The 23,686-nt window shown below is 59.8% G+C and carries 24 protein-coding genes; 2 read left to right on the forward strand and 22 right to left on the reverse strand.

Annotated features, from left to right (window positions below; all coding sequences use genetic code 11):
- Window positions 1–60: 60 nt before the first annotated feature.
- The 7 genes from GM668_RS12020 to rpsF all read right to left on the reverse strand — a co-directional run bounded on the left by GM668_RS12020 (window position 61) and on the right by rpsF (window position 4,839).
- Window positions 61–1,071: an inorganic phosphate transporter gene (locus tag GM668_RS12020; protein ID WP_155439194.1), complete on the reverse strand. Its 1,011-nt coding sequence runs from the start codon at window positions 1,069–1,071 to the stop codon at window positions 61–63.
- 26 nt (window positions 1,072–1,097) lie between these two features.
- Entirely contained in the window at window positions 1,098–1,724 is a 627-nt protein-coding gene (locus tag GM668_RS12025; RefSeq protein WP_155439195.1) for a DUF47 domain-containing protein, read from the reverse strand.
- Window positions 1,725–1,825: 101 nt separating this feature from the next.
- Entirely contained in the window at window positions 1,826–3,214 is a 1,389-nt protein-coding gene (locus tag GM668_RS12030) for a replicative DNA helicase (RefSeq protein WP_155439196.1), read from the reverse strand.
- A gap of 146 nt (window positions 3,215–3,360) precedes the next feature.
- Window positions 3,361–3,813 carry a 50S ribosomal protein L9 gene (rplI, locus tag GM668_RS12035; RefSeq protein ID WP_155439197.1) on the reverse strand — a complete coding sequence of 151 codons (453 nt, stop codon included), beginning with the start codon at window positions 3,811–3,813 and terminating at the stop codon, window positions 3,361–3,363.
- Window positions 3,814–3,844: 31 nt separating this feature from the next.
- Window positions 3,845–4,135, reverse strand: a complete 291-nt coding sequence (gene rpsR, locus GM668_RS12040) for a 30S ribosomal protein S18 (RefSeq protein WP_090176193.1) — start codon at window positions 4,133–4,135, stop codon at window positions 3,845–3,847.
- A gap of 1 nt (window position 4,136) precedes the next feature.
- Window positions 4,137–4,442 carry a primosomal replication protein N gene (priB, locus tag GM668_RS12045; RefSeq protein WP_155439198.1) on the reverse strand — a complete coding sequence of 102 codons (306 nt, stop codon included), beginning with the start codon at window positions 4,440–4,442 and terminating at the stop codon, window positions 4,137–4,139.
- A gap of 19 nt (window positions 4,443–4,461) precedes the next feature.
- Window positions 4,462–4,839 carry a 30S ribosomal protein S6 gene (gene rpsF, locus GM668_RS12050; RefSeq protein WP_056394461.1) on the reverse strand — a complete coding sequence of 126 codons (378 nt, stop codon included), beginning with the start codon at window positions 4,837–4,839 and terminating at the stop codon, window positions 4,462–4,464.
- A gap of 236 nt (window positions 4,840–5,075) precedes the next feature.
- Between rpsF and lexA the strand changes: the two genes are divergently transcribed.
- Together lexA and GM668_RS12060 are read left to right on the forward strand one after the other, a co-directional pair.
- Window positions 5,076–5,729, forward strand: coding sequence for a transcriptional repressor LexA (lexA, locus tag GM668_RS12055; protein WP_155439199.1), 654 nt, complete (start codon window positions 5,076–5,078; stop codon window positions 5,727–5,729).
- Window positions 5,730–5,743: 14 nt separating this feature from the next.
- A complete protein-coding gene (locus GM668_RS12060) occupies window positions 5,744–6,370 on the forward strand; it encodes a glutathione S-transferase family protein (protein ID WP_155439200.1) in 627 nt (208 codons plus the stop codon).
- A 1-nt stretch (window position 6,371) separates the two neighbouring features.
- Here the strand turns inward: GM668_RS12060 and GM668_RS12065 are convergent, their stop codons facing one another.
- From GM668_RS12065 to leuB, 15 genes are all read right to left on the reverse strand, one after another.
- Complete coding sequence (locus tag GM668_RS12065; protein WP_155439201.1) at window positions 6,372–6,704, reverse strand: type II toxin-antitoxin system HicB family antitoxin; 333 nt, start codon at window positions 6,702–6,704, stop codon at window positions 6,372–6,374.
- Entirely contained in the window at window positions 6,701–6,955 is a 255-nt protein-coding gene (locus tag GM668_RS12070) for a type II toxin-antitoxin system HicA family toxin (RefSeq protein ID WP_170305609.1), read from the reverse strand. Before GM668_RS12070 ends, GM668_RS12065 begins: the two co-directional genes overlap by 4 nt.
- Before the next feature lie 71 nt (window positions 6,956–7,026).
- On the reverse strand, window positions 7,027–8,271 hold the full coding sequence (locus tag GM668_RS12075) for a cystathionine gamma-synthase family protein (RefSeq protein WP_155439202.1): 1,245 nt from the start codon (window positions 8,269–8,271) through the stop codon (window positions 7,027–7,029).
- A 45-nt stretch (window positions 8,272–8,316) separates the two neighbouring features.
- Window positions 8,317–9,840, reverse strand: coding sequence for an amidophosphoribosyltransferase (purF, locus tag GM668_RS12080; protein ID WP_155439203.1), 1,524 nt, complete (start codon window positions 9,838–9,840; stop codon window positions 8,317–8,319).
- 126 nt (window positions 9,841–9,966) lie between these two features.
- Window positions 9,967–10,455 carry a CvpA family protein gene (locus tag GM668_RS12085; RefSeq protein WP_155439306.1) on the reverse strand — a complete coding sequence of 163 codons (489 nt, stop codon included), beginning with the start codon at window positions 10,453–10,455 and terminating at the stop codon, window positions 9,967–9,969.
- A 44-nt stretch (window positions 10,456–10,499) separates the two neighbouring features.
- Window positions 10,500–11,633, reverse strand: a complete 1,134-nt coding sequence (locus GM668_RS12090; RefSeq protein WP_155439204.1) for an SPOR domain-containing protein — start codon at window positions 11,631–11,633, stop codon at window positions 10,500–10,502.
- 30 nt (window positions 11,634–11,663) lie between these two features.
- On the reverse strand, window positions 11,664–12,953 hold the full coding sequence (folC, locus tag GM668_RS12095) for a bifunctional tetrahydrofolate synthase/dihydrofolate synthase (protein ID WP_155439205.1): 1,290 nt from the start codon (window positions 12,951–12,953) through the stop codon (window positions 11,664–11,666).
- A gap of 188 nt (window positions 12,954–13,141) precedes the next feature.
- Entirely contained in the window at window positions 13,142–14,014 is an 873-nt protein-coding gene (accD, locus tag GM668_RS12100) for an acetyl-CoA carboxylase, carboxyltransferase subunit beta (RefSeq protein WP_155439206.1), read from the reverse strand.
- Window positions 14,015–14,238: 224 nt separating this feature from the next.
- Window positions 14,239–15,036: a tryptophan synthase subunit alpha gene (gene trpA, locus GM668_RS12105; protein ID WP_155439207.1), complete on the reverse strand. Its 798-nt coding sequence runs from the start codon at window positions 15,034–15,036 to the stop codon at window positions 14,239–14,241.
- 90 nt (window positions 15,037–15,126) lie between these two features.
- Window positions 15,127–16,359 carry a tryptophan synthase subunit beta gene (gene trpB / locus GM668_RS12110; protein WP_155439208.1) on the reverse strand — a complete coding sequence of 411 codons (1,233 nt, stop codon included), beginning with the start codon at window positions 16,357–16,359 and terminating at the stop codon, window positions 15,127–15,129.
- A 48-nt stretch (window positions 16,360–16,407) separates the two neighbouring features.
- A complete protein-coding gene (locus GM668_RS12115; protein ID WP_155439209.1) occupies window positions 16,408–17,067 on the reverse strand; it encodes a phosphoribosylanthranilate isomerase in 660 nt (219 codons plus the stop codon).
- A gap of 14 nt (window positions 17,068–17,081) precedes the next feature.
- Complete coding sequence (gene truA, locus GM668_RS12120) at window positions 17,082–17,897, reverse strand: tRNA pseudouridine(38-40) synthase TruA (RefSeq protein ID WP_155439210.1); 816 nt, start codon at window positions 17,895–17,897, stop codon at window positions 17,082–17,084.
- A 472-nt stretch (window positions 17,898–18,369) separates the two neighbouring features.
- On the reverse strand, window positions 18,370–21,129 hold the full coding sequence (locus GM668_RS12125; protein ID WP_229499224.1) for a motility hub landmark protein FimV: 2,760 nt from the start codon (window positions 21,127–21,129) through the stop codon (window positions 18,370–18,372).
- A gap of 267 nt (window positions 21,130–21,396) precedes the next feature.
- Window positions 21,397–22,524, reverse strand: coding sequence for an aspartate-semialdehyde dehydrogenase (gene asd, locus GM668_RS12130; protein WP_155439212.1), 1,128 nt, complete (start codon window positions 22,522–22,524; stop codon window positions 21,397–21,399).
- 86 nt (window positions 22,525–22,610) lie between these two features.
- A complete protein-coding gene (leuB, locus tag GM668_RS12135; RefSeq protein WP_155439213.1) occupies window positions 22,611–23,684 on the reverse strand; it encodes a 3-isopropylmalate dehydrogenase in 1,074 nt (357 codons plus the stop codon).
- Window positions 23,685–23,686: the final 2 nt, after the last annotated feature.

The following is a 23,686-nucleotide window of genomic DNA, read 5'->3' on the forward strand; positions in this document are numbered from 1 at the left end:
CATTGTAGCAGGCAAGAAAAAAGGGAGCCGCAGCTCCCTTTCTTTAAAGCACATATTTCATTACATGATGTGCTTGCCAACCCACCAGGCAATCGCAGCCACGAAAGCCGATGCGGGAATCGTGAAGATCCACGCCCACACGATGTTGCCCGCAACGCCCCAGCGCACGGCCGACATCTTTTGCGCGGAACCTACGCCAACGATGGCGCCCGTGATGGTGTGCGTGGTGGACACAGGCACGCCCCAGAACGAAGCCATCAGCAGCGTAATCGCGCCACCGGTTTCAGCGCAAAAACCGCCAACCGGCTTCAGCTTGGTGATTTTCTGGCCCATGGTTTTCACGATACGCCAGCCGCCAAACAAGGTGCCAAACGAAATCGCGCCGTAGCAGGCAATGATGACCCAGGTAGGCGGCGCCGAGGCATCCGCCGCCACGTGGCCGGAGGCAATCAGCAGCATCCAGATGATACCCATGGTTTTCTGCGCATCGTTGCCGCCGTGGCCCAGGCTGTAGCTGGCTGCGGAGAACAATTGCAGGCGGCGGAACCACGTATCGACCTTGCGCGGCGTGGAACGCACGCACACCCACGACACGATCAGCATGATCAGCGAGCCCAGCACGAAGCCCAGCAGTGGCGCCACGACGATGAACGTCACGGTTTTGATCAAGCCGCCGGCTACCAGCGAGCCGGTGCCCGACTTGGCCACGGCCGCGCCCACCAAGCCGCCGATCAGCGCGTGCGACGACGACGATGGAATGCCGTAGTACCATGTGATCAAGTTCCATACGATGGCGCCCACCAGGGCGCCAAAGATCACGTAATGGTCGACCACGTGGGGATCGATGGTGCCTTTGCCGATCGTGGTAGCCACTTTCAGGCCCACCACGAAGATCGCGACAAAGTTAAAGAATGCTGCCATGGCCACAGCGGTTTGCGGTTTCAGCACGCCCGTCGATACCACGGTCGCGATCGCATTGGCCGCGTCGTGGAAGCCATTCATGAAGTCAAACACCAGCGCGAGGAAAATCAGGATGCCCAGCGCGTAGATGCTTATTTCCAGAGTTTGCATGGAATGTTCTTTTTTTGAGTTGCGCTTTACGCGTTTTCGACGATGATGCCTTCGATGATGTTGGCCACGTCTTCGCAGCGGTCCGTCACCGTTTCCAGGATTTCGTAAATGGCTTTCATCTTGATCAGGTTGCGCACGTCCGGTTCATCGCGGAACAGTTTGGACATGGCGGCGCGCATCACATGGTCGGCGTCCGATTCCAGGCGGTCGATTTCTTCGCAGATGCCGACGATCTGGCGCGAGTTATCCATGTTATGCAGCAGGGCCACGGCGGCTTGCACTTTTTCCGTGCACGCCAAGGTCAGTTCCGCCAGGCGCTTGGCTTCCGGCGTCACCGAATGCAAGTCGTACAGCGAGACGGTCTGGCCCGCGTCTTCCATCAAGTCCAGGATGTCGTCCATCTTGGTGATCAGCTTGTGGATGTCGTCACGGTCGATCGGCGTGATGAACGTTTTGTGCAGCAGGTCGACGACGGCGTAGGTGATCTTGTCAGCTTGTTTTTCGATGCCCTCAATCGCGTGTACGCGATTTTCCAGGTCGTCAAAGTTGGTCATCAGGCCGACCATTTCTTTGGCGCCTTTGACGCACAGTTCAGCGTGCTGGTTGAACAGGTCAAAAAACTTGCCCTCGGTGGGCATCAAGCGTCCAAACATTTTGTTCTCCAAATTTGAAACATCAGTACTACAGACAGCCGCCGCAGTGAGCGGCCGGTGAGGTATTGCTGGGAAGTGTTGCGGGTGACCAGTTGCCTGAATCAATCACCCTGGTACGTGGCCAAGGTACCGTGGTAGTTGCCGAACTTCGTGTACATGCCACGCCACGTTAAACGTACCGCCCCGATCGGGCCGTTACGCTGTTTGCCGATAATGATCTCGGCAGTGCCTTTTTCAGGCGAATCCGGGTTATAAACTTCGTCGCGGTACAGGAAGATGATGACGTCCGCATCCTGCTCAATAGCGCCCGATTCACGCAAGTCCGACATCACGGGACGTTTATTCGGACGTTGTTCCAGCGAGCGGTTCAACTGCGACAGCGCAATCACGGGGCAATGCAATTCTTTCGCCAAGCCCTTCAGCGACCGCGAAATTTCAGAAATCTCGGCCGCGCGGTTGTCGCCCGGCTGGGAACCCTGCATCAGCTGCAGGTAGTCGACGATGATCAAGCCCAGCTTGCCGCACTGGCGCGACAAGCGGCGCGAGCGGGCCCGCATTTCAATCGGGTTCAGCGCCGGCGTTTCATCGATGAACACTTGCGCATCGTTGAGCTTTTGAATGGCCAACGTCAAACGCGGCCAGTCTTCATCAATCAGCTTGCCGGTACGCAGGCGGTGCTGGTCCAGTTCGCCAACGGAACCCAGCATACGCATGGCCAGCTGGGCGCCGCCCATCTCCATCGAGAAGATCGCCACCGGCAAACCGGCATCGACTGCCACGTTTTCACCGATGTTGACGGAGAATGCGGTTTTGCCCATCGATGGACGTCCTGCCACGATGACCAGGTCGCCTGGCTGCAAGCCGGACGTCATCTTGTCGAGGTCGGCAAAGCCGGTCGGCACGCCGGTAATTTCACTGGTGGTGTCGCGGCTGTACAGTTCATCGATGCGCTCGACCACCTGCGTCAGCAGCGGCTGCACGGGCAGCCAGCCGGCGGCGCCACGGGCGCCCTGTTCTGCAATGGCGAAAATCTTGGATTCCGCCTCGTCCAGCATTTGCTTGACTTCCTTGCCCTGCGGATTGAATGCATTGCCGGAAATTTCATCCGCCACCGTGATCAGCTTGCGCAAGATGCCGCGGTCGCGCACGATTTCCGCATAGCGGCGGATATTCGCGGCGGACGGCGTGTTTTGCGCCATCGCGTTCAAGTACGCGAGGCCGCCGATGTCATCTTGCTTGCCCAGCATGGTCATCGCTTCAAATACCGTGATGACGTCAGCCGGTTTGGACGCATTGATCAGGCGCACCACCTGCTCATAAATGATGCGGTGGTCGTAGCGGTAAAAATCGTCCGGGCTCAGCAAGTCCGCGATACGGTCGAATGCCGCGTTATCGCGCAACAAGCCACCGATGACAGATTGCTCTGCCTCGATCGAGTGCGGCGGAATGCGCAGCGAATCTACTTGTGGATCGGTTGCCGGGGTGTTCATGGACGCGAATTATACCTGCTAATAGTTGTGATTTTCACGTTAAAAAGCCACAACTTGTCTTAGTTGATTGCAATAAAAAAGCCGGGACTAGCCCGGCTTTTCTATTTATACAACGAGTCTTACTTTAATATTCCCTTGTGGAAATATTAGGCAGCTTCGCCAACGACAGCCACGGTCACGTCGACCACAACGTCGGTGTGCAGCGCGACGGAAACAGCGTGCTCGCCGGTGACTTTCAGCGGGCCGTTCGGCATGCGAACAGCTGCTTTTTCAACAGCGAAACCTGCTTTGGTCAGGGCTTCAGCGATGTCGAAGTTGGTCACGGAACCGAACAGACGGCCGTCAACGCCGGCTTTCTGCGATACGGTCACGGTCATGCCGTTCAGTTTTTCGCCTTGGGCTTGCGCAGCAGCCAGCTTGGCGGCAGCAGCTTTTTCCAGTTCAGCGCGCTTGGCTTCGAATTCAGCCACAGCAGCGGTGGTCGCACGGCGAGCCAGCTTTTGTGGGATCAGGAAGTTACGTGCGTAGCCGTCTTTGACTTTCACCACGTCGCCCAGGTTGCCGACGTTAACAACTTTTTCCAACAGAATGATTTGCATAGTGTTCTCCAGTTTCTAGCGACTGCCGCAATTAAGCGTTGTGCAGGTCGGTGTACGGCAGCAGGGCCAGGTAACGGGCACGCTTGATCGCGGTGTCAACTTGACGCTGGTAGTGTGCTTTGGTGCCGGTCAGGCGTGCAGGCATGATCTTGCCGTTTTCCTGAACGAAATCTTTCAGAGTGTCTACGTCTTTGTAGTCCACTTGCTCAACGCCGGCGGCGGTGAAGCGGCAGAACTTCTTACGCTTGAACAGCGGGTTTTGCTGTTTGCGCTTTTCTTTCAGCTTCAGTTTGTTTTTGTCGAACTTTTTACCGAATGCCATTTTAGGCTCCTGTATCTAATAAACGAAAATCAATGATGTGAAACACCAGGCTTTTGCTATTGCGGCTTTTCTTGTTCAGAAACCCTGTGAACTGGTACAACCCTCCCAGCGGCGCCTGGCTGAACCGGCTTGAAATCTCGCCCGCTGCGACAGCGGGGATTTCAAACTCGGCCAGGCGCTGTATGCCGGCTTCCGTTTGCTGCGAACTGTGCTGCAACGTGGCATTCACAATCGGCAGTCCTGCGGGGGTGTAACGGACCAGATCCCTTTCGGTGATCAGCGCCGTGACAACGAGCTGGTTATCCAGTGTGGTTCCCGATCAATACTTAGGCAGCAGCGGCAGCTTGGGCTTCTGCGCGATGGCTCTTGGCCGCATCTTCACGTTGTACCGACTTCATCATCGGCGAAGGAGCGGTTTCCGCTTTCTTCATCTTCACGGTCAGGTGACGCAGAACAGCATCATTGAATTTGAACGCGGTTTCCAGCTCGACCAGGGTCTCGTTGTCGCATTCGATGTTCATGCAGATGTAGTGTGCTTTAGCCAGTTTCTGGATCGAGTAAGCCATTTGACGGCGGCCCCAATCTTCCACACGGTGCACGTTACCGCCGCGCGAGGTCACGCTGGCTTTGTAACGTTCGATCATCGCAGGAACTTGCTCGCTTTGGTCCGGGTGGACGATAAATACGATTTCGTAGTGACGCATGTAAACTCCCTTAAGGACTGTGTTAATGCCCACCCCGGCGTCAAGACGGGTGTGGGAAGAGGTAAGCCCGCGACTATAGCGCGTTTTTCGTTTTGTAGCAATAGTACGGAACAGCAAGCCGGCTACCGCCCTATGAAAATAATTTGTTCCGCACAGCGAAAAACCCTTGCAATAGCAGTCACACTGTACAAAAATACAGACTGTCTATATCCACAGGCTTAATAAGCTCCCGCACCATGATCAAGCTCACCGCACGCCAGGAACAAATTCTCAATCTGATCAAGGATGCCATCGACAATACCGGCTTCCCTCCTACCCGCGCGGAAATCGCGGCTGAACTGGGGTTCAAGTCCGCCAATGCGGCGGAAGAACACTTGCAGGCACTGGCGCGCAAGGGCGCCATTGAAATCGCGGCAGGCACGTCACGCGGCATTCGTTTGCTGGGCGCGCATGCGGAATCGGCGAAGGCGGCCGTCTCGGCCGCCGCCACCGCCGTCACCCATTTGATTTCGCTGCCGCTGATCGGCCGCGTGGCTGCCGGCTCGCCCATCCTCGCGCAGGAAAACCTGGAAACCAGCTACAACGTGGACCCTGCCCTGTTTTCCGCCAAGCCGGATTTCCTGCTGAAAGTACGCGGCGAATCCATGCGTGACATCGGCATCATGGATGGCGATTTGCTGGCCGTGAAAAAAGTCGACAGCGCGAAGAATGGCCAGGTGGTGGTGGCCCGCATCGGCAGCGAAGTCACCGTGAAGCGCTACCGCAAGACAGGTTCCACGATTGAATTGTTGCCGGAAAATCCGGACTTCAAAGTCATCACCGTGAACCCGGAAGCCGATGAATTCGCGCTGGAAGGCTTGGCAGTCGGTTTGCTGCGCACCTGGCATTAAACCTGGCACTCAGCATGGCTACCTTCCAGCTTTACGGCAATTGCGAATCCGGCCACAGCTATAAGGTCAAGCTGGCCATGGAAGTGGCCGGGGTACCGCACAGCTACACCGAGATCGATTTGAAGCTGGACCGCAAGGACCGGCCGGAACCCTTCCGCACGCTGGCCAAATATGGCGAAGTGCCTTTACTGGTACATGACGGCCAGGCGTACGTGCAATCGAATGCCATCTTGCTGCATCTGGCCGAGTATTTAAAAGCATACGGCGGCGAATCGCAGCAGCGGCTGGACCGCGTACGCGAATGGCTGTTCTGGGAAGCCAACCGCATTGGCTTTTCAATGGCGCATTTGCGCTTTGGGCAAAAGTTTGATCCGGCCGCTTATGCCGGCTCGGTCTTGCCGTGGTTCCGCAATCGCTTCGATTCGGATATCACGCGGCTGGAAGAGGAGTTATCGGATGGCCGCCGGTTCCTGCTGGACGACCAGGTGAGCATGGCGGACTTTTCCATCTGCGGCTATATGTATTGGCCGGAGCAGGCCAATGTCAGCTATCCGCCTAAGGTGCATGCTTGGCTGGACCGGATTGCTGCGCTGCCCGGGTGGCGGCATCCGTATCAGATGGAAGGCGCAATGCCCTGGTAAATCAAGCGTGAACCGCGCTTTGCAGCACTTCAGTTGCCCATTGATTCAAGCTCTTACCCGCTGCTTGCGCGGCCACCAATGCAGCCCCATGGATTTCGGGCGGCACCCGCAGCATCAGCTTGCCTGATGCCGGCTTTTCTGGCTTGATGCCTTGGTCCTTGCAATCAAGTAAAAAATCCTCGATAGCACCTTCGAACGCGGATCGCAATTCGCTGACCGTCTCGCCGTGGAAACTGATCATGGCGCGCAAGCCCAGAACACGTCCGACAAATATATTATCGCGCTCGTCAAACTCAATGCGAGCGACATAGCCTTTGTAGTTCATCGTATTCATGGTTGCACTCCGGCACGTTCAAGTAACTCTCTGGCTTCTTCTACCTGATAACGCTTGGCTTCCTTGCCAGGATGAGGGCGATGGCAACGCCACTGCTCACTGTGAAGGATGATTTTGACGCGGGAACCTTCGCGCTCATGCACCTCGCCACCAAGCGCAACTATCAATGCCTCGATGTCGGAAAAGACAATTGACGAGGACGTAGGGCGCGCAAAAATCGCGCGCAGCGTTTTGCGGTGTTTGGTGTTCACCCTTAGATGCTAGCGAATTGTGCTAGCAGATGCAAGCGTGCGCCGCATGCACACGCTTGCCAGTCAAGGCATCAACACGCCGCCAGCGCTTCCCTGAAGTCGCCCAGCAAATCCTCCGTATCTTCAATGCCGACCGACACGCGGATCAGCGATTCCGCGATGCCCATCGAGGCGCGGCGTTCCGCGCCCATTTCATAGAAGATCGTGTGCGCGACCGGGATGATCAACGTGCGCGTATCGCCCAGGTTCGACGCCGGCACTGCCAGCTTCAGCCGGTTGAGGAAGTCGAAGCAATCAATGCCGTCTTTCAGCTCAAAGCTCAGCAGCGAACCGGCAGCGCGGAACAGGCTCGAAGCAATCGCGTGCTGCGGGTGCGATTCCAAGCCAGGGTAATACACGGCTGCCACACGGTCATCGGCTTCCAGCATTTCCGCCAGCGCTTTCGCATTGGCGCACGTGCGCTCCATGCGCAGGGCCAGCGTCTCGGCGCCTAGTGCAATGTGGTGCGCCGCTTCCGGGCCCAGCGACGCGCCGAAGTCGCGCAAGCCTTTGGCGCGGATTTGCGTGATGCCCCACTGGGCGGGCGCCGCTTTTTTATAGTTTTCGTAAATGTTCGGGAACCGGCCCCAGTCGTATTCGCCGGTATCGGTCAACGCGCCGCCCAGCGCCGCGCCGTGGCCACCGATGGACTTGGTCAGCGAATTGACCACCAGGCCAGCGCCCACGGCTTTCGGCACGAACAGGTACGGCGTCGTCATCGTGTTATCGACGATGTACAGGATGCCCCGTGCTTTGCACAGCTCGCCAATGCGCTTTAAGTCCGCCACTTGCGTACGCGGGTTGGCAATGGTTTCCACGAACACAATGCGCGTATGGGGCTGCAGCGCAGCCTCTACGTTGTTCACGTCGGTCGCATCCACGAAGTCCACGGCCACGCCCTGCCCCGCCACCGTTTGCCACAGCGAGTTGGTATTACCGAACAGGAAAGAGGTGGACACCACGTGATCGCCGGCCCGCAACAAGCCCTGGAACACGGCGCCGATGGCCGCCATACCGGTGGCGAAGCACAGGGTAGCGACACCCTGTTCCATGTTGTTGATCTTGTCTTCCAGCGCGGACACCGTCGGGTTGCCCTGGCGGCCATAGCGGAAGCCTGGCTCTTTACCCTGGAACACGGACGCCAGCTGGCGCGCATCCTTGTAGCCAAACGCCACCGACGTGTGCACCGGCTTGTGCAGCGAGCCGTGCTCGATGTTTTTGCGGCGGTCGTTATGCAGAATGGTGGTGGTAAAGCCGTAAGATTTCTTTTCTGTCATGATAGTAGAGATAAAAAAGCCCGGAGCGCATCCGGGCTTATGGCATCACGCTTCCGTGGTTGCCGCATTCAGGTTCAACTGGGTGCGGGCCGCATCTTCCACCACAGCCTTTTTAGGGTTGTGGCGGGCATGTTCCAGCTTGTCCAGGTAATCCGGCGACACGTCGCCGGTGATATAAACGCCATCGAAGCACGACGCTTCGAAATTCGTCAGGTTCGGGTTCACGTCTGCAATGGATTTCTTCAGTGCGTCGATGTCCTGGTACACCAGGTAATCGGCCGTGATTTCCTTGCACACTTCTTCCACCGTGCGGCCATGGGCGATCAGCTCGTCGCGGGTCGGCATATCGATGCCGTACACGTTCGGGTAAATCACTGGCGGCGCGGCGGATGCGAAGATGACTTTCTTGGCGCCGGAGTCGCGCGCCATCTGTACGATTTCACGGGACGTGGTGCCGCGCACGATGGAGTCATCCACCAGCAGCACGTTCTTGCCCTTGAATTCATCGCCAATCGCGTTCAGCTTCTGGCGCACGGATTTTTTACGCGCAGCCTGGCCCGGCATGATGAAGGTACGGCCGATGTAGCGGTTCTTGATGAAACCTTCGCGGTATTCCACGCCCAGGCGCAGCGCCAGCTGGATTGCCGCAGGACGCGACGAATCAGGGATCGGCATCACGACGTCAATTTCCCCGTCAGGAATTTCACGCTTGATCTTGTCGGCCAGGTATTCACCCATTTTCAGGCGGGTGGCGTACACGGATGCACCGTCGATGACGGAATCCGGACGGGCCAGGTAGACGAATTCAAAGACGCATGGCTGCAGCTTGGCGCCTTCGAAGCATTGCTGCGCGTGCAGTTTTTTGTCGGCATCAATGAACAGCGCTTCGCCCGGCGCCACGTCGCGCACGAAGCGGAAGCCCATGCCTTCCAGCGCCACGGATTCCGACGCGATCATGTATTCCGCGCCCTGCTCCGTTTCATTGACGCCCAGGCACAGTGGACGGATACCGTTCGGGTCGCGGAACGCCAGCAAACCGACGCCGGCAATTTGCGCCACGGCGGCATAACCGCCGCGCACACGGCGCATCAACACTTTCACGGCCTTGAAAATGGCTTCCGGGTCCAGCGACAAGCCAGTGGTCGCGGTCTGGATTTCGTGCGCCAGCACATTCAGCAACACTTCCGAATCGGAATCCGTGTTGATGTGGCGGCGGTCATTCTTGAACATTTCCTCTTTCAACTGTTCCCAGTTGGTGAGGTTGCCGTTGTGCGCCAGCGTGATGCCGAACGGCGCGTTGACGTAGAACGGCTGCGCTTCCTCTTCGCTGGACGAACCGGCGGTTGGATAACGGCAGTGGCCGATACCGGAATTGCCCGCCAGCGAACGCATGTTACGGGTACGGAATACGTCACGCACGAGGCCGTTGGCCTTGTGCATGGAAAACATGCTGCTGTGGTTGGTTGCGATGCCCGCTGCATCCTGGCCGCGGTGCTGCAACAGCAGCAGCGCGTCATACAGCAATTGATTGACGGGTTGGTGGGAAACGACGCCGACGATGCCACACATGGTAGTGCTCCTGGACTTGGTACTGCAGATTTAACGAATTCTGTTCTGATCCGTGGATGCCCGGCCTGTCAGACCCGGCACCCTCTGATATGTGGATGCCCGGCCTTCAGACCCGGCACCCATGGTCTAAAATTGCACATGCTGCGCGAGCGCATCAGGCAGGAAGGGTTTCACGGTGCGCACTCCGGTCTCCGCGTACGGACTCAACAGTGCCTTCTTCCAGAAATCCTGCTGCGGAATCGACGTCATCCCGCACAATATGACGGCAGCCAGCACGATCACAAGGCCGCGCCCGAGGCCAAACAGGCTGCCCAGGCCACGGTCGGCCATCGTCAGGCCGCCCGCCTTGATCAGTGCATCGATTGCCATCCCAAACAATCCCGTCAGTAACCGCACGCCGATAAACAATGCAATAAACGCAAGGATCAGCCGCACCACGTCGCCAGGTATGACGGCCGGCAGCAGCTGCGCCAGCGGCGCGCTATACGCATTGGCCACGACAAAGGCAATGATCCAGCCGGCCAGCGACACCATTTCACGCACCAGCCCGCGCAAGGTGCTGATGATGACGGAGGACAGCAATACAAACATCACCAGATAATCGAAGATGGTCAACTCACCCGACATCGCTGCTGTACCGTGCTATCCGTGCCGCCGGCTTACGACGTGGCCAGGCTGCTGCTCAAGCCAATCTTGCTGAGCTTGGCGCGGACTTTTTCCGCTTCTTCCTTGCTGGAGAACGGGCCCACGCGGATACGGGTCAGCGATCCGCCGCCAGCCGTATTGACTTTTTGCGTGAATGACTTGATGCCTGCATCCCTCAGCTTGCCTTGCAATTCATCGACTTTTTCCTGCGACGCCACGGCAGCCACTTGCACCATGTAGCGGGCGTCGGATGGCTTGTCTTCCAGGATCGCCATGGCGCGGGCGCTGTCATCCGGCTTCGTGTGCTTGGCTTCGTCCGCCTTGGCTTTGGCTTCCGCATCCGCTTTCGCTTTCGCCAACTTTTGTTCTTGCTCCTGCTTGGCTTTGGCTTCCTGCTTCGCTTTCGCATCCGCTTCCGCCTTCGCTTTCGCGTCCGCCAGCTTTTGTTCGTGCTCGGCCTTCGCCTTCGCGTCGGCGCGCTCTTTCGCGTCTTTCAACTCTTGGGCTTTATGCTCTTTGGCCAGCTTGGCTTCCAGCGCCAGCCTGTCGGCAGCGGCTTTGGCGGCAGCTTCTTTTGCCGCTTCTTTTGCAGCTTCCTTGGCGGGATCTTTGACGGGCGCAGCCGGTTCCACGTGCACTGGTTTGTCTACCGGCGCAGCGGCCAGTGCGGCGGCAGGCGCCGGCGTTGGGGCGGCGGGCTTGGCAGCAACGGGCGCGGCAGCAGCAGGCTTGGCCGGCACAGGCGCATCGACGATTTCTTCATTCTTGTCGAGCGCGGCCACATCCGATACACCCTGTTCCCGGCTGGAACGGGGCGCTGGTTCGGCAGGCTTGTCTTTGGAAGGAATCTGGATGGCGATATCGGATGCCAGTGGTTTCGGTTCAGAATCGAGCAGCATTGGCAAGCCGATCGCAACGGCCAGCGCGAGGGCCACGGCGCCAACGAGGCGGCGGCGGGCACGTTTCTTTTCAGGCAAATCCGGATCTTCGCCGGAACGGGAACGGCGGGCCGCAGGGCCGTCCGCGCTGCTTGCGCGTTTGGACCTGGCCCGCTCCAGCACGGCCTGGTCATCGGCCTTGCTATAGTAGCCGCTGTCCTGGCCAGCGGCTTCCTGCTTGTTTTTGGAGAGTTTCGAGAACAAGCCCATGCGTCAATTCGATATCAGACAGTCAATTCTTCAGTGCAGAGCGTTTTTTCGTGCCGCCATGACGCCGGCGACGGTGTAAAACGATCCAAAGACCACAATTCTATCATTCTCGGTGGCCCGGCTCATTGCATTTGTGAACGCTTGGGCAGGATCTTCGAATATGTTGATGGTGCGTTCGTCGCGTTCCGGCTGGATTGCCTGCACTTTCGCAGCCAGTTCCGATGCCGTTGCCGCGCGTGGCGACGGCAAATCCGTCAGGCACCAGTGATCGATATGCTCGGACATGGCGGCAATCACGCCATCGATATCCTTGTCGTGCATCGAGCCAAACACGGCATAGGTGTATGCGTGGTAGCCCATGTTGCCGAGATTCTGGTTCAGGCCAGCTGCGGCATGGGGGTTGTGCGCCACATCCAGGATCACGGTCGGGCGGCCCGGCAACACCTGGAAGCGGCCCGGCAATTCCACCGTCACGAGGCCGGTGCGCACGTCTTGCGCGCCGGTCGGCAATACATTTTTCAGCGCTTCCAGCGCAGCCAGCGCGGCAGACGCATTGAGCAGCTGGTTGGCGCCGCGCAGGCTCGGGTATGCCAGCGCATTGCGGCGCATCGACCGGCCGCCGTAATTCCACTGCTGCTTGTCGCCCGCATAATTGAAGTCGCGGCCCATCAGCCACAAGTCGGCGCCGATTTCCGTTGCGTAATCGATCAGCGCTTGCGGCGGCACGGGATCGCTGCAAATCGCCGGTTTGCCGGTGCGGAAAATGCCGGCCTTCTCAAAGCCGATCTGTTCGCGCGTGCCGCCCAGGTAATCCACGTGGTCGATATCGACGCTGGTGACAATCGAGACATCCGCATCGACGACATTGACAGCGTCCAGGCGGCCGCCCAGGCCGACTTCCAGGATGGCCACGTCCAGGCCGGAATTGGCCATCAAGTGCATGATCGCCAAGGTCGTGAATTCAAAGTACGTCAGCATGGTGTCGCCGCGGGCGGCTTCCACCACGTTGAAACTGGCCACCAGTTGTTCATCCGTTGCCAGGTCGCCATTCAAGCGTGCGCGTTCATTGAAATCCAGGAAGTGCGGCTTGATGTACAGGCCCACTTTGTAGCCCGCCGTCAGCAGGATCGATTCCAGCATGGCGCAGGTGGAACCTTTACCGTTGGTGCCAGCCACCATGATGACGGGGCATGGGAATTGCAGCTGCATGCGTTCCTTGACAGCGCGTACGCGGTCCAGGCCCATGTTGATTTCAGTGACGGCGTGGCGGGATTCGATCAGCGCCAGCCAGGCCGGCAACGTGGTGGGGAGTGTCGACATCGTGGAATTCCAGAGGTGTTGCATCCGATGCAGGGTGGATCAGCGGGGACGCCTGGTCCCAGCGTAATCCGGCGTGAACCATCGTGGCGCATGCATGGCGGATCACGATGGGAACGCCGGGTTCCGCCCCGCGTAAAACAAACGCGGCGGGCCTAAGCTCCGCCGCGTGGTAACGCGCAAGCGTTGAATCAGGCGATGACTTCCGCCGCCTGGTTTTGCAGCAGCGCCAGCAGGCGGGCGATTTCTTCGCGCATCTGGCGGCGGTCAACGATCATGTCGACCGCGCCTTTTTGCACGAGGAATTCCGCGCGCTGGAAGCCTTCCGGCAATTTTTCACGCACGGTGTTTTCAATCACGCGCGGGCCGGCAAAGCCGATCAGCGCTTTCGGCTCAGCCATCACGACGTCGCCCATGAAGGCGAACGAAGCGGAGACGCCACCCATGGTCGGGTCGGTCAGCACGCTGATGAATGGCAGCTTTTTCTCGGCCAATTTGGTCAGCATGGCCGTGGTTTTCGCCATTTGCATCAGCGACAGCAAGCCTTCCTGCATGCGGGCGCCACCGGTGGCGGTAATGCAGATGAACGGTACTTTCTGTTCCAGCGCCACTTGCGCGGCACGGGCAAAGCGCTCGCCCACGACGGAACCCATGGAACCGCCCATGAATTCGAATTCGAAGCACGCCACCACCACTGGCAGGCTCATGATGGCGCCACCCATGGCGATCAGTGCATCGGTTTCACCGGTGGCTTCCATGGCTTGCTTCAGGCGGTCTGGGTATTTTTTGCTGTCTTTGAATTTCAGCGTATCGACCGGCAGCGCTTCCTGGCCGATTTCATAGCGGCCTTCCGCATCCAGCAGCGCGTCCAGGCGCTCGCGGGCGCGGATACGCATGTGGTGGTCGCACTTCGGGCACACGTGCAGGTTCGATTCCAGGTCGGTACGGTACAGCACCGCCTCGCAAGACGGGCATTTGACCCACAGGCCTTCCGGCATGGTTTTGCGTGCGGCGGCTTCATTGCGTTGAATGCGCGGCGGCAGCAGTTTTTCCAACCAGCTCATATATTTCTCCTATGGTCCTGAACGGACATGGCCCCGCCTGCGGACAACACCGCCCGGCCGGGGCTGTTATGCAAGGGTGTCAATGTTGTCGAAACACCCCTACTTCACAACTTGCATCAACTTAAGTGGCGGAAGTGTAGCCGTTTTAGCTTGCCATGTCGAACATTCAAAACTTTCAATTTTAAGCACGGACGTTAGATTTTACATCTTGCCCGCGCTTAAAATCAGGCGTCCAGCGCGGTGCGGATGCTTTGCGTGAACGCTTGTACAGCGGCAACCACGCCGTCTTTCGGCGTATTTTCAATTTCTTGAATGATGCGGCTGCCGATCACGACCGCGTCCGCCACTTCCGCCACGGCGCGGGCGGTGGCGCCGTCACGGATGCCGAAACCCACGCCGATCGGCAGCGGCACGTGCTTGCGGATGGCAGCCAGGCGGGCCGCTACGTCAGCCGTATCGATATTGCCGGCGCCGGTCACGCCTTTCAGCGACACGTAATAGCTGAAGCCGCCGCCGACTTTGGCGACTTGCTGTACGCGCTCCTCAGTCGACGTGGGCGCCAGCAGGAAAATCACGTCCAGTTCCGCCGCGCGCATTTTTGCGGCGAACTCTTCGCACTCTTCCGGCGGATAATCCACGACGATGGCGCCATCGGCGCCTGCTTCTTTCGATGCGGCGACAAAGGCATCCCAGCCCATGCGCTCGATCGGGTTCGCGTAACCCATCAGCACCACCGGGGTGGACTGGTTGGTTTTGCGGAATTCGCGCACGTAGCCAAAGACGTCGCGCATGGTGACGCCCAGCGCCAGCGCGCGTTCGCAGGCGCGCTGGATCACGGGGCCTTCGGCCATCGGGTCGGAAAACGGGACGCCCAGCTCCAGCACGTCGGCGCCGCCGGCGACCAGGGCATGCATCAGCGGGACCGTCAGTTCAGGCGCAGGGTCGCCACCGGTAATGAAGGTGACCAGCGCGGTTTTGTTTTGCTCTTTCAGAGCGGCAAAAGTTGGGGCGATACGGGACATGATAGCTTTCGTTATGTATTGGAGCCTGATACCGGAGGTGTCAGGCTCCACAAATTTACAGTGAGAGGTTGACCTGGCAATAACAGGCCATCAGCCGAATTTCATGCCCATCCGCTCCGCCACCGTATGCATGTCCTTGTCGCCACGGCCCGACAGGTTGGCCAATACGATTTTATCTTTCGGCAGGGTTGCCGCCAGCTTGGCCGCATACGCCAGCGCGTGCGACGATTCCAGCGCCGGGATGATGCCTTCGATGTGGCAACTGTCGTGGAACGCCTTCAGCGCTTCCTCGTCCGTGATCGACACGTATTGCGCCCGGCCGCTGTCTTTGAGGTACGCGTGTTCCGGGCCTACGCCCGGGTAATCCAGGCCGGCCGAGACCGAGTGCGTCTCGATGATCTGGCCATTTTCATCTTGCAGCAAATACGTGCGGTTACCGTGCAGCACGCCTGGATAGCCTTTGGTCAGCGACGCCGCATGTTTATCGGTATCCAAGCCTTCACCGGCGGCTTCCACGCCGATCAGCTGCACCTGTTTCTGGTCAATGTACGGGTAAAAAATGCCCATGGCGTTGGAACCGCCACCAATACACGCGACCACGTAATCCGGCTGGCGGCCTGCCAGTTCCGGCATTTGCACCAGGCACTCTTCACCAATCACAGACTGGAAGTCGCGCACCAGCATTGGGTACGGATGCGGGCCCGCCACGGTGCCGATGATGTAGAACGTGTTTTCAATGTTGGTGACCCAGTCGCGCATGGCTTCATTGAGCGCATCCTTGAGGGTCTTGGAGCCGGATTCAACGGGTACCACGGTCGCGCCCAGCAGCTTCATGCGGTACACGTTTTGCGCCTGGCGCTTGACGTCTTCGCTGCCCATGTACACGACGCACTCGAGGCCGAAACGGGCGCAAATGGTGGCGGTGGCCACGCCGTGCTGGCCCGCGCCGGTCTCGGCAATGATGCGCGGCTTGCCCATGCGTTTGGCCAGCAACGCCTGGCCGATCACGTTATTGATCTTGTGGGCGCCGGTGTGGTTCAAGTCTTCGCGCTTGAAGTAAATCTGCGCGCCGCCAGCCAGTTCAGACCACCGTTTTGCGTGGTAAATCGGCGAAGGACGGCCGACGAAATGCTTCAGTTCGTAGCGGAATTCTTCCAGGAAGGCGGGATCCTGGCTGTATTTTGCGTACGCTTCTTTCAGCTCGGACAGTGCGTACGTCAGGGTTTCTGCGGCGAACGAACCGCCATAGGGGCCAAAGTGGCCGGTCGGGTCAGGCAGTTCGTAGTCGGTGGCGTGGAACAGCGGGGCTGCATTGTTGCTCATGATAGGTGTCTCTCTTGACAAGGGTGACACCTGCAAGCACAGGTGCCACTAGTTTGCGTCAGCTGCGCGGACAGCCTGCACAAAGGCGGCTATCCGCTCGGGATCTTTGATGCCCTTGGACGCTTCGACACCGCTGGAGATGTCAACTGCGTACGGGCGTAACTGGGCAATCGCGCCAGTCGCGTTGTGTACGCTCAAGCCACCACTCAAAACGGCCCGATGCGCGAGATCTTTTGGGACGAGAGACCAATCGAAAACCTTTCCTGCGCCGCCGTACGCGTCTACCCACGTATCGAGTAGCAAACCCGCAAACAGCGGGCTGGAGGCACGGCAAATCCGCTCATATTCTAGCAGTTCATCTTGACGTGTGTCAGGTTTGACCCTGAATACGCGCAAATAGCGCGTATTCGCGGCTTCGGCAGCGGCTGCGCACTGCCCGGCGGTTTCATCGCCGTGGAATTGCAGCAGGGTGACGCGGGACGCTTTGACGGTGGCGGCCACCTCTTCCGGCGAGGCATTGACGAACAGGCCGGTGGCGGAAATGAACGGTGGCAAACCCGCGATCAATTCGCCGGCTTTTTCCGGCGTCACGTAGCGGGGGCTTTTTGGATAAAACACGAAGCCGGCCGCATCGGCGCCAGCGGCGGCCACGGCCGCCACGTCTTCAGCGCGGGTCAAGCCGCAAATCTTGATACGGGTGCGGTGCATAGCTCTCCTCGTTGTTAAAACCACGGCAACGGGCGGCCGCTTTCACGCGGCACGCCCCACTTGTCGTCATATTCGATATCTGCCAAGTACAGGCCGTCCGGCATGAATGTGGGCGCGGCCAGCGTGCGGTCTTTAGCGGCCAGCAATTGGCCCAGCCATTCGGGCTGTTCACGGCCCTGGCCGATGTAGACCAGCGAGCCCACCAGGTTGCGCACCATGTGGTGCAGGAAGGCGCTGGCTCGCAAAGTGAATACTATTAAGTCGCCGTGCCGTTCAATATTAATTTCATGCATGAATTTCACGGGGGTCTTGGCCTGGCAATAAGCGGCGCGGAACGTCGTGAAGTCGTGCTCGCCAATGAGCGCAGGCACGGCGGCGCGCATGCGCTCGACATCGAGCGGGCGATGGCAAAAGCCGGCGCGGCCCGCCAGCAGCGGCGAGCGGACCTGGTGGTTATGCAGCAAATAGTGATAAGTGCGCGAGCGGGCGGAAAAGCGCGCATGGAAATCGCCCTCGATATGGCGCTCGCCCGGTTCGACGTCATGGATTTCCTTGGCCCAGCGCACGCCGATGGATGGCGGCAGGAATGCATTAATGCCCCGCACCCACGCATGCATTTCGCGGCGAATGTCCGTATCAAAGTGGACGACCTGCCCCATTGCATGCACGCCCGCATCCGTGCGCCCCGCGCACGTGGTGCCCAGGTGCACAGTGGCAAAGCGCTCAATGGCCGCCTCCAGCTGGTCTTGCACGGTATTGCCGCCGGGTTGAGTTTGATAGCCTTGCCAGGCTTGGCCGTCATACTGGACGCCGAGTGCGATGCGTTTCAATTGCTGCTCATGTCAGGTGGGGATCGCCGCATTATACCCGTAGGGTCAGACGTGCGTTGATGCATCCCCCCGGTGGGGTCAGACGTGCATTCGTGCGTCCCGAAATCCCCGCAGCCCGCATGGCAGCGCGATTCTCATGGATGAGCCCGTTTGAATTGCTGGCGAGCTCCATTCGTACCCGTAGGGTCAGACGTGCGTTGATGCATCCCCCCAGCGGGGTCAGACGTGCATTCGTGCGTCCCGAAATCCCCGCAGCCCGCATGGCAGCGCGATTCTCATGGATGAGCCCGTTTGAATTGCTGGCGAGCTCTGCAGCAGCGGATACGCCCACTGCGACCGCTTTCTCCTATGAGGAATATGCACGAATGCACGCCTGACCCCAGCCGGGAAACGCATCAATGCACGTCTGACCCCACGGTGGGGAATTAAAAAGCCGGCGCGGGGCCGGCTTTGCTGGGGGAGCTTGGGGAAATCAGCCTAGCGCGGCGCGCATCGCCGTGGCGCGGTTGACCTGGTCGCCGGTGCCGCCACGGATCACCTCGTCCAGCAATTCGCGGGCGCCTTCCTTGTCGCCGATTTCCTGATACGCGATCGCCAGGTCCAGCTTGGTATCCATTTCCATTTGCAGCGCGGACATTTCTTCACCACCCTCAGCCGGCGTCGCCAGCTTGGCGTTGCTGCCGATCAGATCAAGGTCGATGCCCGACAAATCAAAGTCCGCGGCAGTCGGTGGCGCCGATGGCGCCTGGGTGGCAGCGACATCCAGCTCCGGGAAGTCCGGAATCGAAAAGTCGTCGGCAGCCAAGGCCGGCTCCGCCACCGCCACATCCGCTTGCGGCGCAGCCGTTTCCTCTGCAGCCGAACCTGGCAAGTTGAAGTCCATCATATCCAGTTCGGCCAGCGGGTCGGCAGCCACCTCAGGCACTGGCGCAGGCAAATCCACGGCCGGCGCCGTCGTCGGCAAATCCAGGCCAAAGTCCATCGCGAAATCATCGGCCGTCAGTGGCGCAGGTTCCGCAGCCGGCGCTTCCGTTGCAGCGGCCGGCGGCGCTTCCATGTCAAACGCCAGGTCAAACGGTTCAGCAGCGGCCGGCTCGGCTGGCGCGGCGGACGGCGCCTGCGTCGTGTCCATATTCAAGCCGCCCAGATCGAAGTCCAGGAAATGTTCTGCTTCGGCGGCAGGAATCGGCGCTTGCGTCACGGCCGGCGTGTCATCCAGCGATGGCAGCGCCGTCAAGTCATCCAGCGAAAAGTCCATGGCGCTGACCGGCGCTTCCGTCGCCGCAGCACCTGTGGCCGTGGCGTCGGAACTCAAGTCCAGGTCCAGGCCGGAGAAATCATGCGCTTCCGCAGCCGGCGCAACGCTGGCCACCGGCTCCGGTTCGGCAAACATGCTGGCGAAATCATCCGCCGACAACGGCGCCTCCGCAGCCGCAGCCGGCGCCGTTTCCGCCGCCACGGCCGAACCAGCAGCGCCCCCCGAACCCGCATACAGCGGATTACCCGGATCCAGCGCCAGCCCCATGGCGGCAGCTTGCGCCCATTCGTCGCCCTGCCCTTTGGTCATCGAATACAGTTCCGATGCCTGCGCTTCAAACGAACGCGCATCCTTGCGGTTCGAGAAAATTTCCATCAGCTTCAGGCGCACCGGATGGCGTTCAGGATGCGTGCGCAGCGCTTCCTTCAGGATTTCTTCCGCTTGCGCATCGCGGCCATACGCAATGTACACGTCCGCTTCCGCCACCGGATCCACTTCATTGGTATCGAGCTGGCTGGCCGATGGCGCAAAGTTGGAATTGAATACACTGTTGTTGGTGTCGACACTCTGGCCGCCCGTTTCCGCAATCAGCGGCTGCGCTTGCGCGCCCGGATCGCCCAGCACGCTGACCTCGGCAACTTTCGGCGCGTCGGCTTTCGGCGTGTCTTGCGCGGCAGCGCGGCGGCGGCGCATTGCAATCAAACCAGCGCCGCCCAGCACAGCAACCAGGCCCGCGCCGATCAGCTGGATATTGTCCATCACCGTATCCATCAGCGATGGCTCGGTAATGACCGGCTTGGCCGGCTTCTTCGGCGCTGGCGGCGGCGCTTCCACCGGCACGGACGCCACCACTGGCGCCGACGCCGCAGGCGCGGAAGCCGACGCGGCTTTCTGCTTGTCCGCCATGGCCTTGTTCTTCACGGCCATCAGCTTTTCCAGGTCCGTGACGTTCTTTTCCAGTTCTTTCACGCGCGCATTGGCTTCGGCCACCTGCTTTTCACGCGCGATCTTGTCTTCTTCCGATGCTTTCGCAGTCTTGCCCTTGCCGCCTTCGCCGCCCGTGGCTTTCGACAGCTTCAGCTGGTCTTTCGCCTCATTGGCGGGCGTCGCGCGCTCTTCGACCTTGGCGGTAATCTTGCCGGCAGCCGACTGGCCGCTTTCCGCGCCTTGCACCGGCGTGCTGGACGCGACCTGGCCCGCCAGCTTGTTGCGGTAGGCATTGAAATCCGCCGCATGGGCAATCACCACGCCATGCGCTTCGCTTTCCGACGCGCCGCCCTTGATGGCGTCCGAATCCGGCACGCTGAGGATCTGCCCGGACTTCAGGCGGTTCATGTTATTGCCGGCAAACGCTTCCGGGTTGGCGCGATACAGCGCCACCAGCATCATGTCCAGCGACACATCGACGGGTTTCAGCTGGCGCGCAATCTTGCCCAGCGTATCGCCCGGTTTCACATGGTATTCATTGCCGCCTTCGCGCGGCGCGGCAGGCTCGCGCGCAGGCGCGGGAGCCGGTTCACGCGCCGGACGTGGCGCAGCGGCGCGCGGCGCTTGCGCAGGCGGCGCCGACGTGCGGGCCGGCAAATCCACTGGCGCCGCCACTTGCGGCGATTGCGCATTGCGCATTTCCGCCGGATCCAGCAAGAACGTGTATTCGCGCACCAGACGGCCGCCGGTCCAGCTCAATTCCAGCAGCATGTCGACAAACGGTTCATTGATCGGCTGCGACGACGACACGCGGATGAATTGCCGCCCATTGCGGTTATCCACTTCAAAGCGCAGCGACAGCAAAGCGGGATTGAAATCAATATTAGCCAGGCGGAACGCTTCGGCCGGCGCCAGCTTGGCAGTCAGGTCGGACGATTCTTCCGCGCCCACCGCCGTCAATTCAATTTCCGCGCGCAGCGGCTGGCCCAGCGACGACAGCACGGTCAGCTTGCCCAGCCCGGCTGCGTTGGCGACGGGAGACAGCAATACTGCGCAAGCTACGGCGCTGGTAAGTGTTTTCAACGCAAACGACAGGGGCTTGGAGCGGTGGCGAACGTGCATAGTGTGGTGTGTAGTTATTGAATTGGAAAAAGTTGCATTCCCGGATAGGGCCAACATAACACCATGGCATGGCGCATGCAAGCTTTGCGGGCCGTTCTGTCACCTTAGCGCCGAATTTCAAATTCAATCGAAAGAAAAAAGGCCGGTTTCACTGGGAAACCGGCCTTTGGATGGCGCTAATTTAATCAGTGCTTATTTATCCAGCACGATGCGCAGCATGCGGCGCAGCGGCTCTGCAGCACCCCACAGCAACTGGTCGCCCACCGTGAACGCGGACAGGTAATCATTACCCATAGCCAGCTTGCGTACGCGGCCGACCGGGATGGTCAGGCTGCCGGTCACAGCAGCCGGGGTCAGGTCGCGCATCGACGCTTCACGCGTGTTCGGCACGAACTTCACCCACTGGTTGTCGTTGGCGATGATGTCGTTGATTTCATCGAGCGGCACATCTTTCTTCAGCTTGATGGTCAGCGCCTGCGAGTGGCAGCGCATCGCGCCGATCCGCACGCACAGGCCATCGACTGGAATCGCGGCCGTGCCAAAGTCCAGGCCGCGGCCCAGGATCTTGTTGGTTTCCGCGCCGCCCTTCCACTCTTCTTTCGACTGGCCGTTGCCCAGGTCCTTGTCGATCCAAGGAATCAGGTTGCCGCCCAGCGGTACGCCGAACTGCTTGGTTTCGTCAGCCGACAGGCCGTGCTGGGTCGCCAGCACCTGGCGGTCGATTTCCAGGATGGCCGATGCCGGGTTGTCCAGCAGCGATTTGACGGATGCATTAATGGTGCCGAACTGGGTCAGCAGTTCGCGCATGTGCTGCGCGCCGCCGCCGGAAGCAGCCTGGTACGTCATCGACGTCATCCATTCCACCAGGTCTTGCTTGAACAGGCCGCCCAGGCCCATCAGCATGCACGACACGGTGCAGTTACCGCCGACGAAGTTCTTCACGCCCTTGGCCATCGCGTCCTTGATGACGTTCAGGTTGATTGGGTCCAGCACGATGACGGCGTCTTTTTCCATACGCAGCGTGGAGGCCGCGTCGATCCAGTAGCCATTCCAGCCGGCTGCGCGCAGTTTCGGGAAGACAGCGGTGGTGTAGTCGCCGCCCTGGCACGAAATGATGATGTCGCAGCGCTTCAGTTCATCAATGTTGTTCGCGTCTTTCAGCGTGGTTTCATTCTTCGCCATCGATGGCGCCGCGCCGCCCGTGTTCGACGTGGAGAAGAACACCGGTTCGATGTGAGCGAAGTCGCCCTCTTCCTGCATGCGCTGCATCAGGACCGAACCGACCATGCCACGCCAACCTACCAGACCTACGAGTTTCATTTTCTTTCCCTTGAATGAGTTTTAAAGGCTTCCGCAACGTTGGCGGAAGCTTCTACCGGACAGCCTTGCGGGCTGTCCCATGGCACTTAGGATGCCAGCGCTTTCACCACTGCATCGCCCATTTGCGCGGTGCCCACTTTCGTGGTGCCTTCCTCGTAGATGTCGGCGGTGCGCAAGCCTTGCGCCAGCACTTGTTTTACTGCGTTTTCAATACGGTCAGCCTGCTCCGCGCGGCTCAAAGAGAAGCGCAGCATCATGGCCGCGGACAGGATCGTCGCCAGCGGATTGGCGATGCCTTTGCCGGCGATGTCCGGCGCCGAACCGTGCGATGGCTCGTACAAGCCTTTATTGTTGGCGTCCAGCGAAGCCGATGGCAGCATGCCGATCGAACCGGTCAGCATGGCGGCCGCGTCGGACAAGATGTCGCCAAACATATTGCCGGTCACGATCACGTCGAATTTCTTCGGCGCGCGCACCAGCTGCATGGCGGCGTTGTCGACATACATGTGGTCCAGCGCGACGTCCGGATATTCCTTGGACACGTCGATCATGATGTCTTTCCAGAACTGGAACGTTTCCAGCACGTTGGCTTTATCGACGGACGTCAGGCGCTTAGCGCGCTTTTGCGCCGCCTGGAATGCCACGTGGGCGATGCGGCGGATTTCGCCTTCCGCATAGCGCATCGTGTCGAAACCTTCGCGCTGGCCTTTGAACGGGCCGTCCGGGCACTCGCGCACGCCGCGCGGCTGGCCGAAGTAAATGTCGCCCGTCAGTTCGCGCACGATCAGGATATCCAGGCCCGACACGACTTCCGGCTTCAAGGTCGACGCGCCGGCCAGTTCCGGGTACAGGATCGCCGGACGCAGGTTGCCGAACAGGCCCAGGTTCTTGCGCAAGCCCAGGATCGCCTGTTCCGGACGCAGCGCGCGTTCCAGGTTGTCGTACTGGTAGTCGCCCACGGCGCCAAACAGGATCGCGTCAGCGGCTTTGGCCAGGTTCAACGTGCCTTCCGGCAGCGGGTGGCCGTGCGCGGCATAGCCGGCGCCGCCGACCGGCGCGGTTTCCAGTTCAAATTTTTCGTCCAGTGCGTTCAGCACTTTGACGGCTTGGTCTACGATTTCCGGGCCGATGCCGTCGCCCGGGAGGATTGCAATTTTCATGG

Origin of the sequence: Pseudoduganella ginsengisoli (assembly GCF_009720865.1) — a bacterium.
Lineage (GTDB): Bacteria > Pseudomonadota > Gammaproteobacteria > Burkholderiales > Burkholderiaceae_D > Rugamonas > Rugamonas ginsengisoli.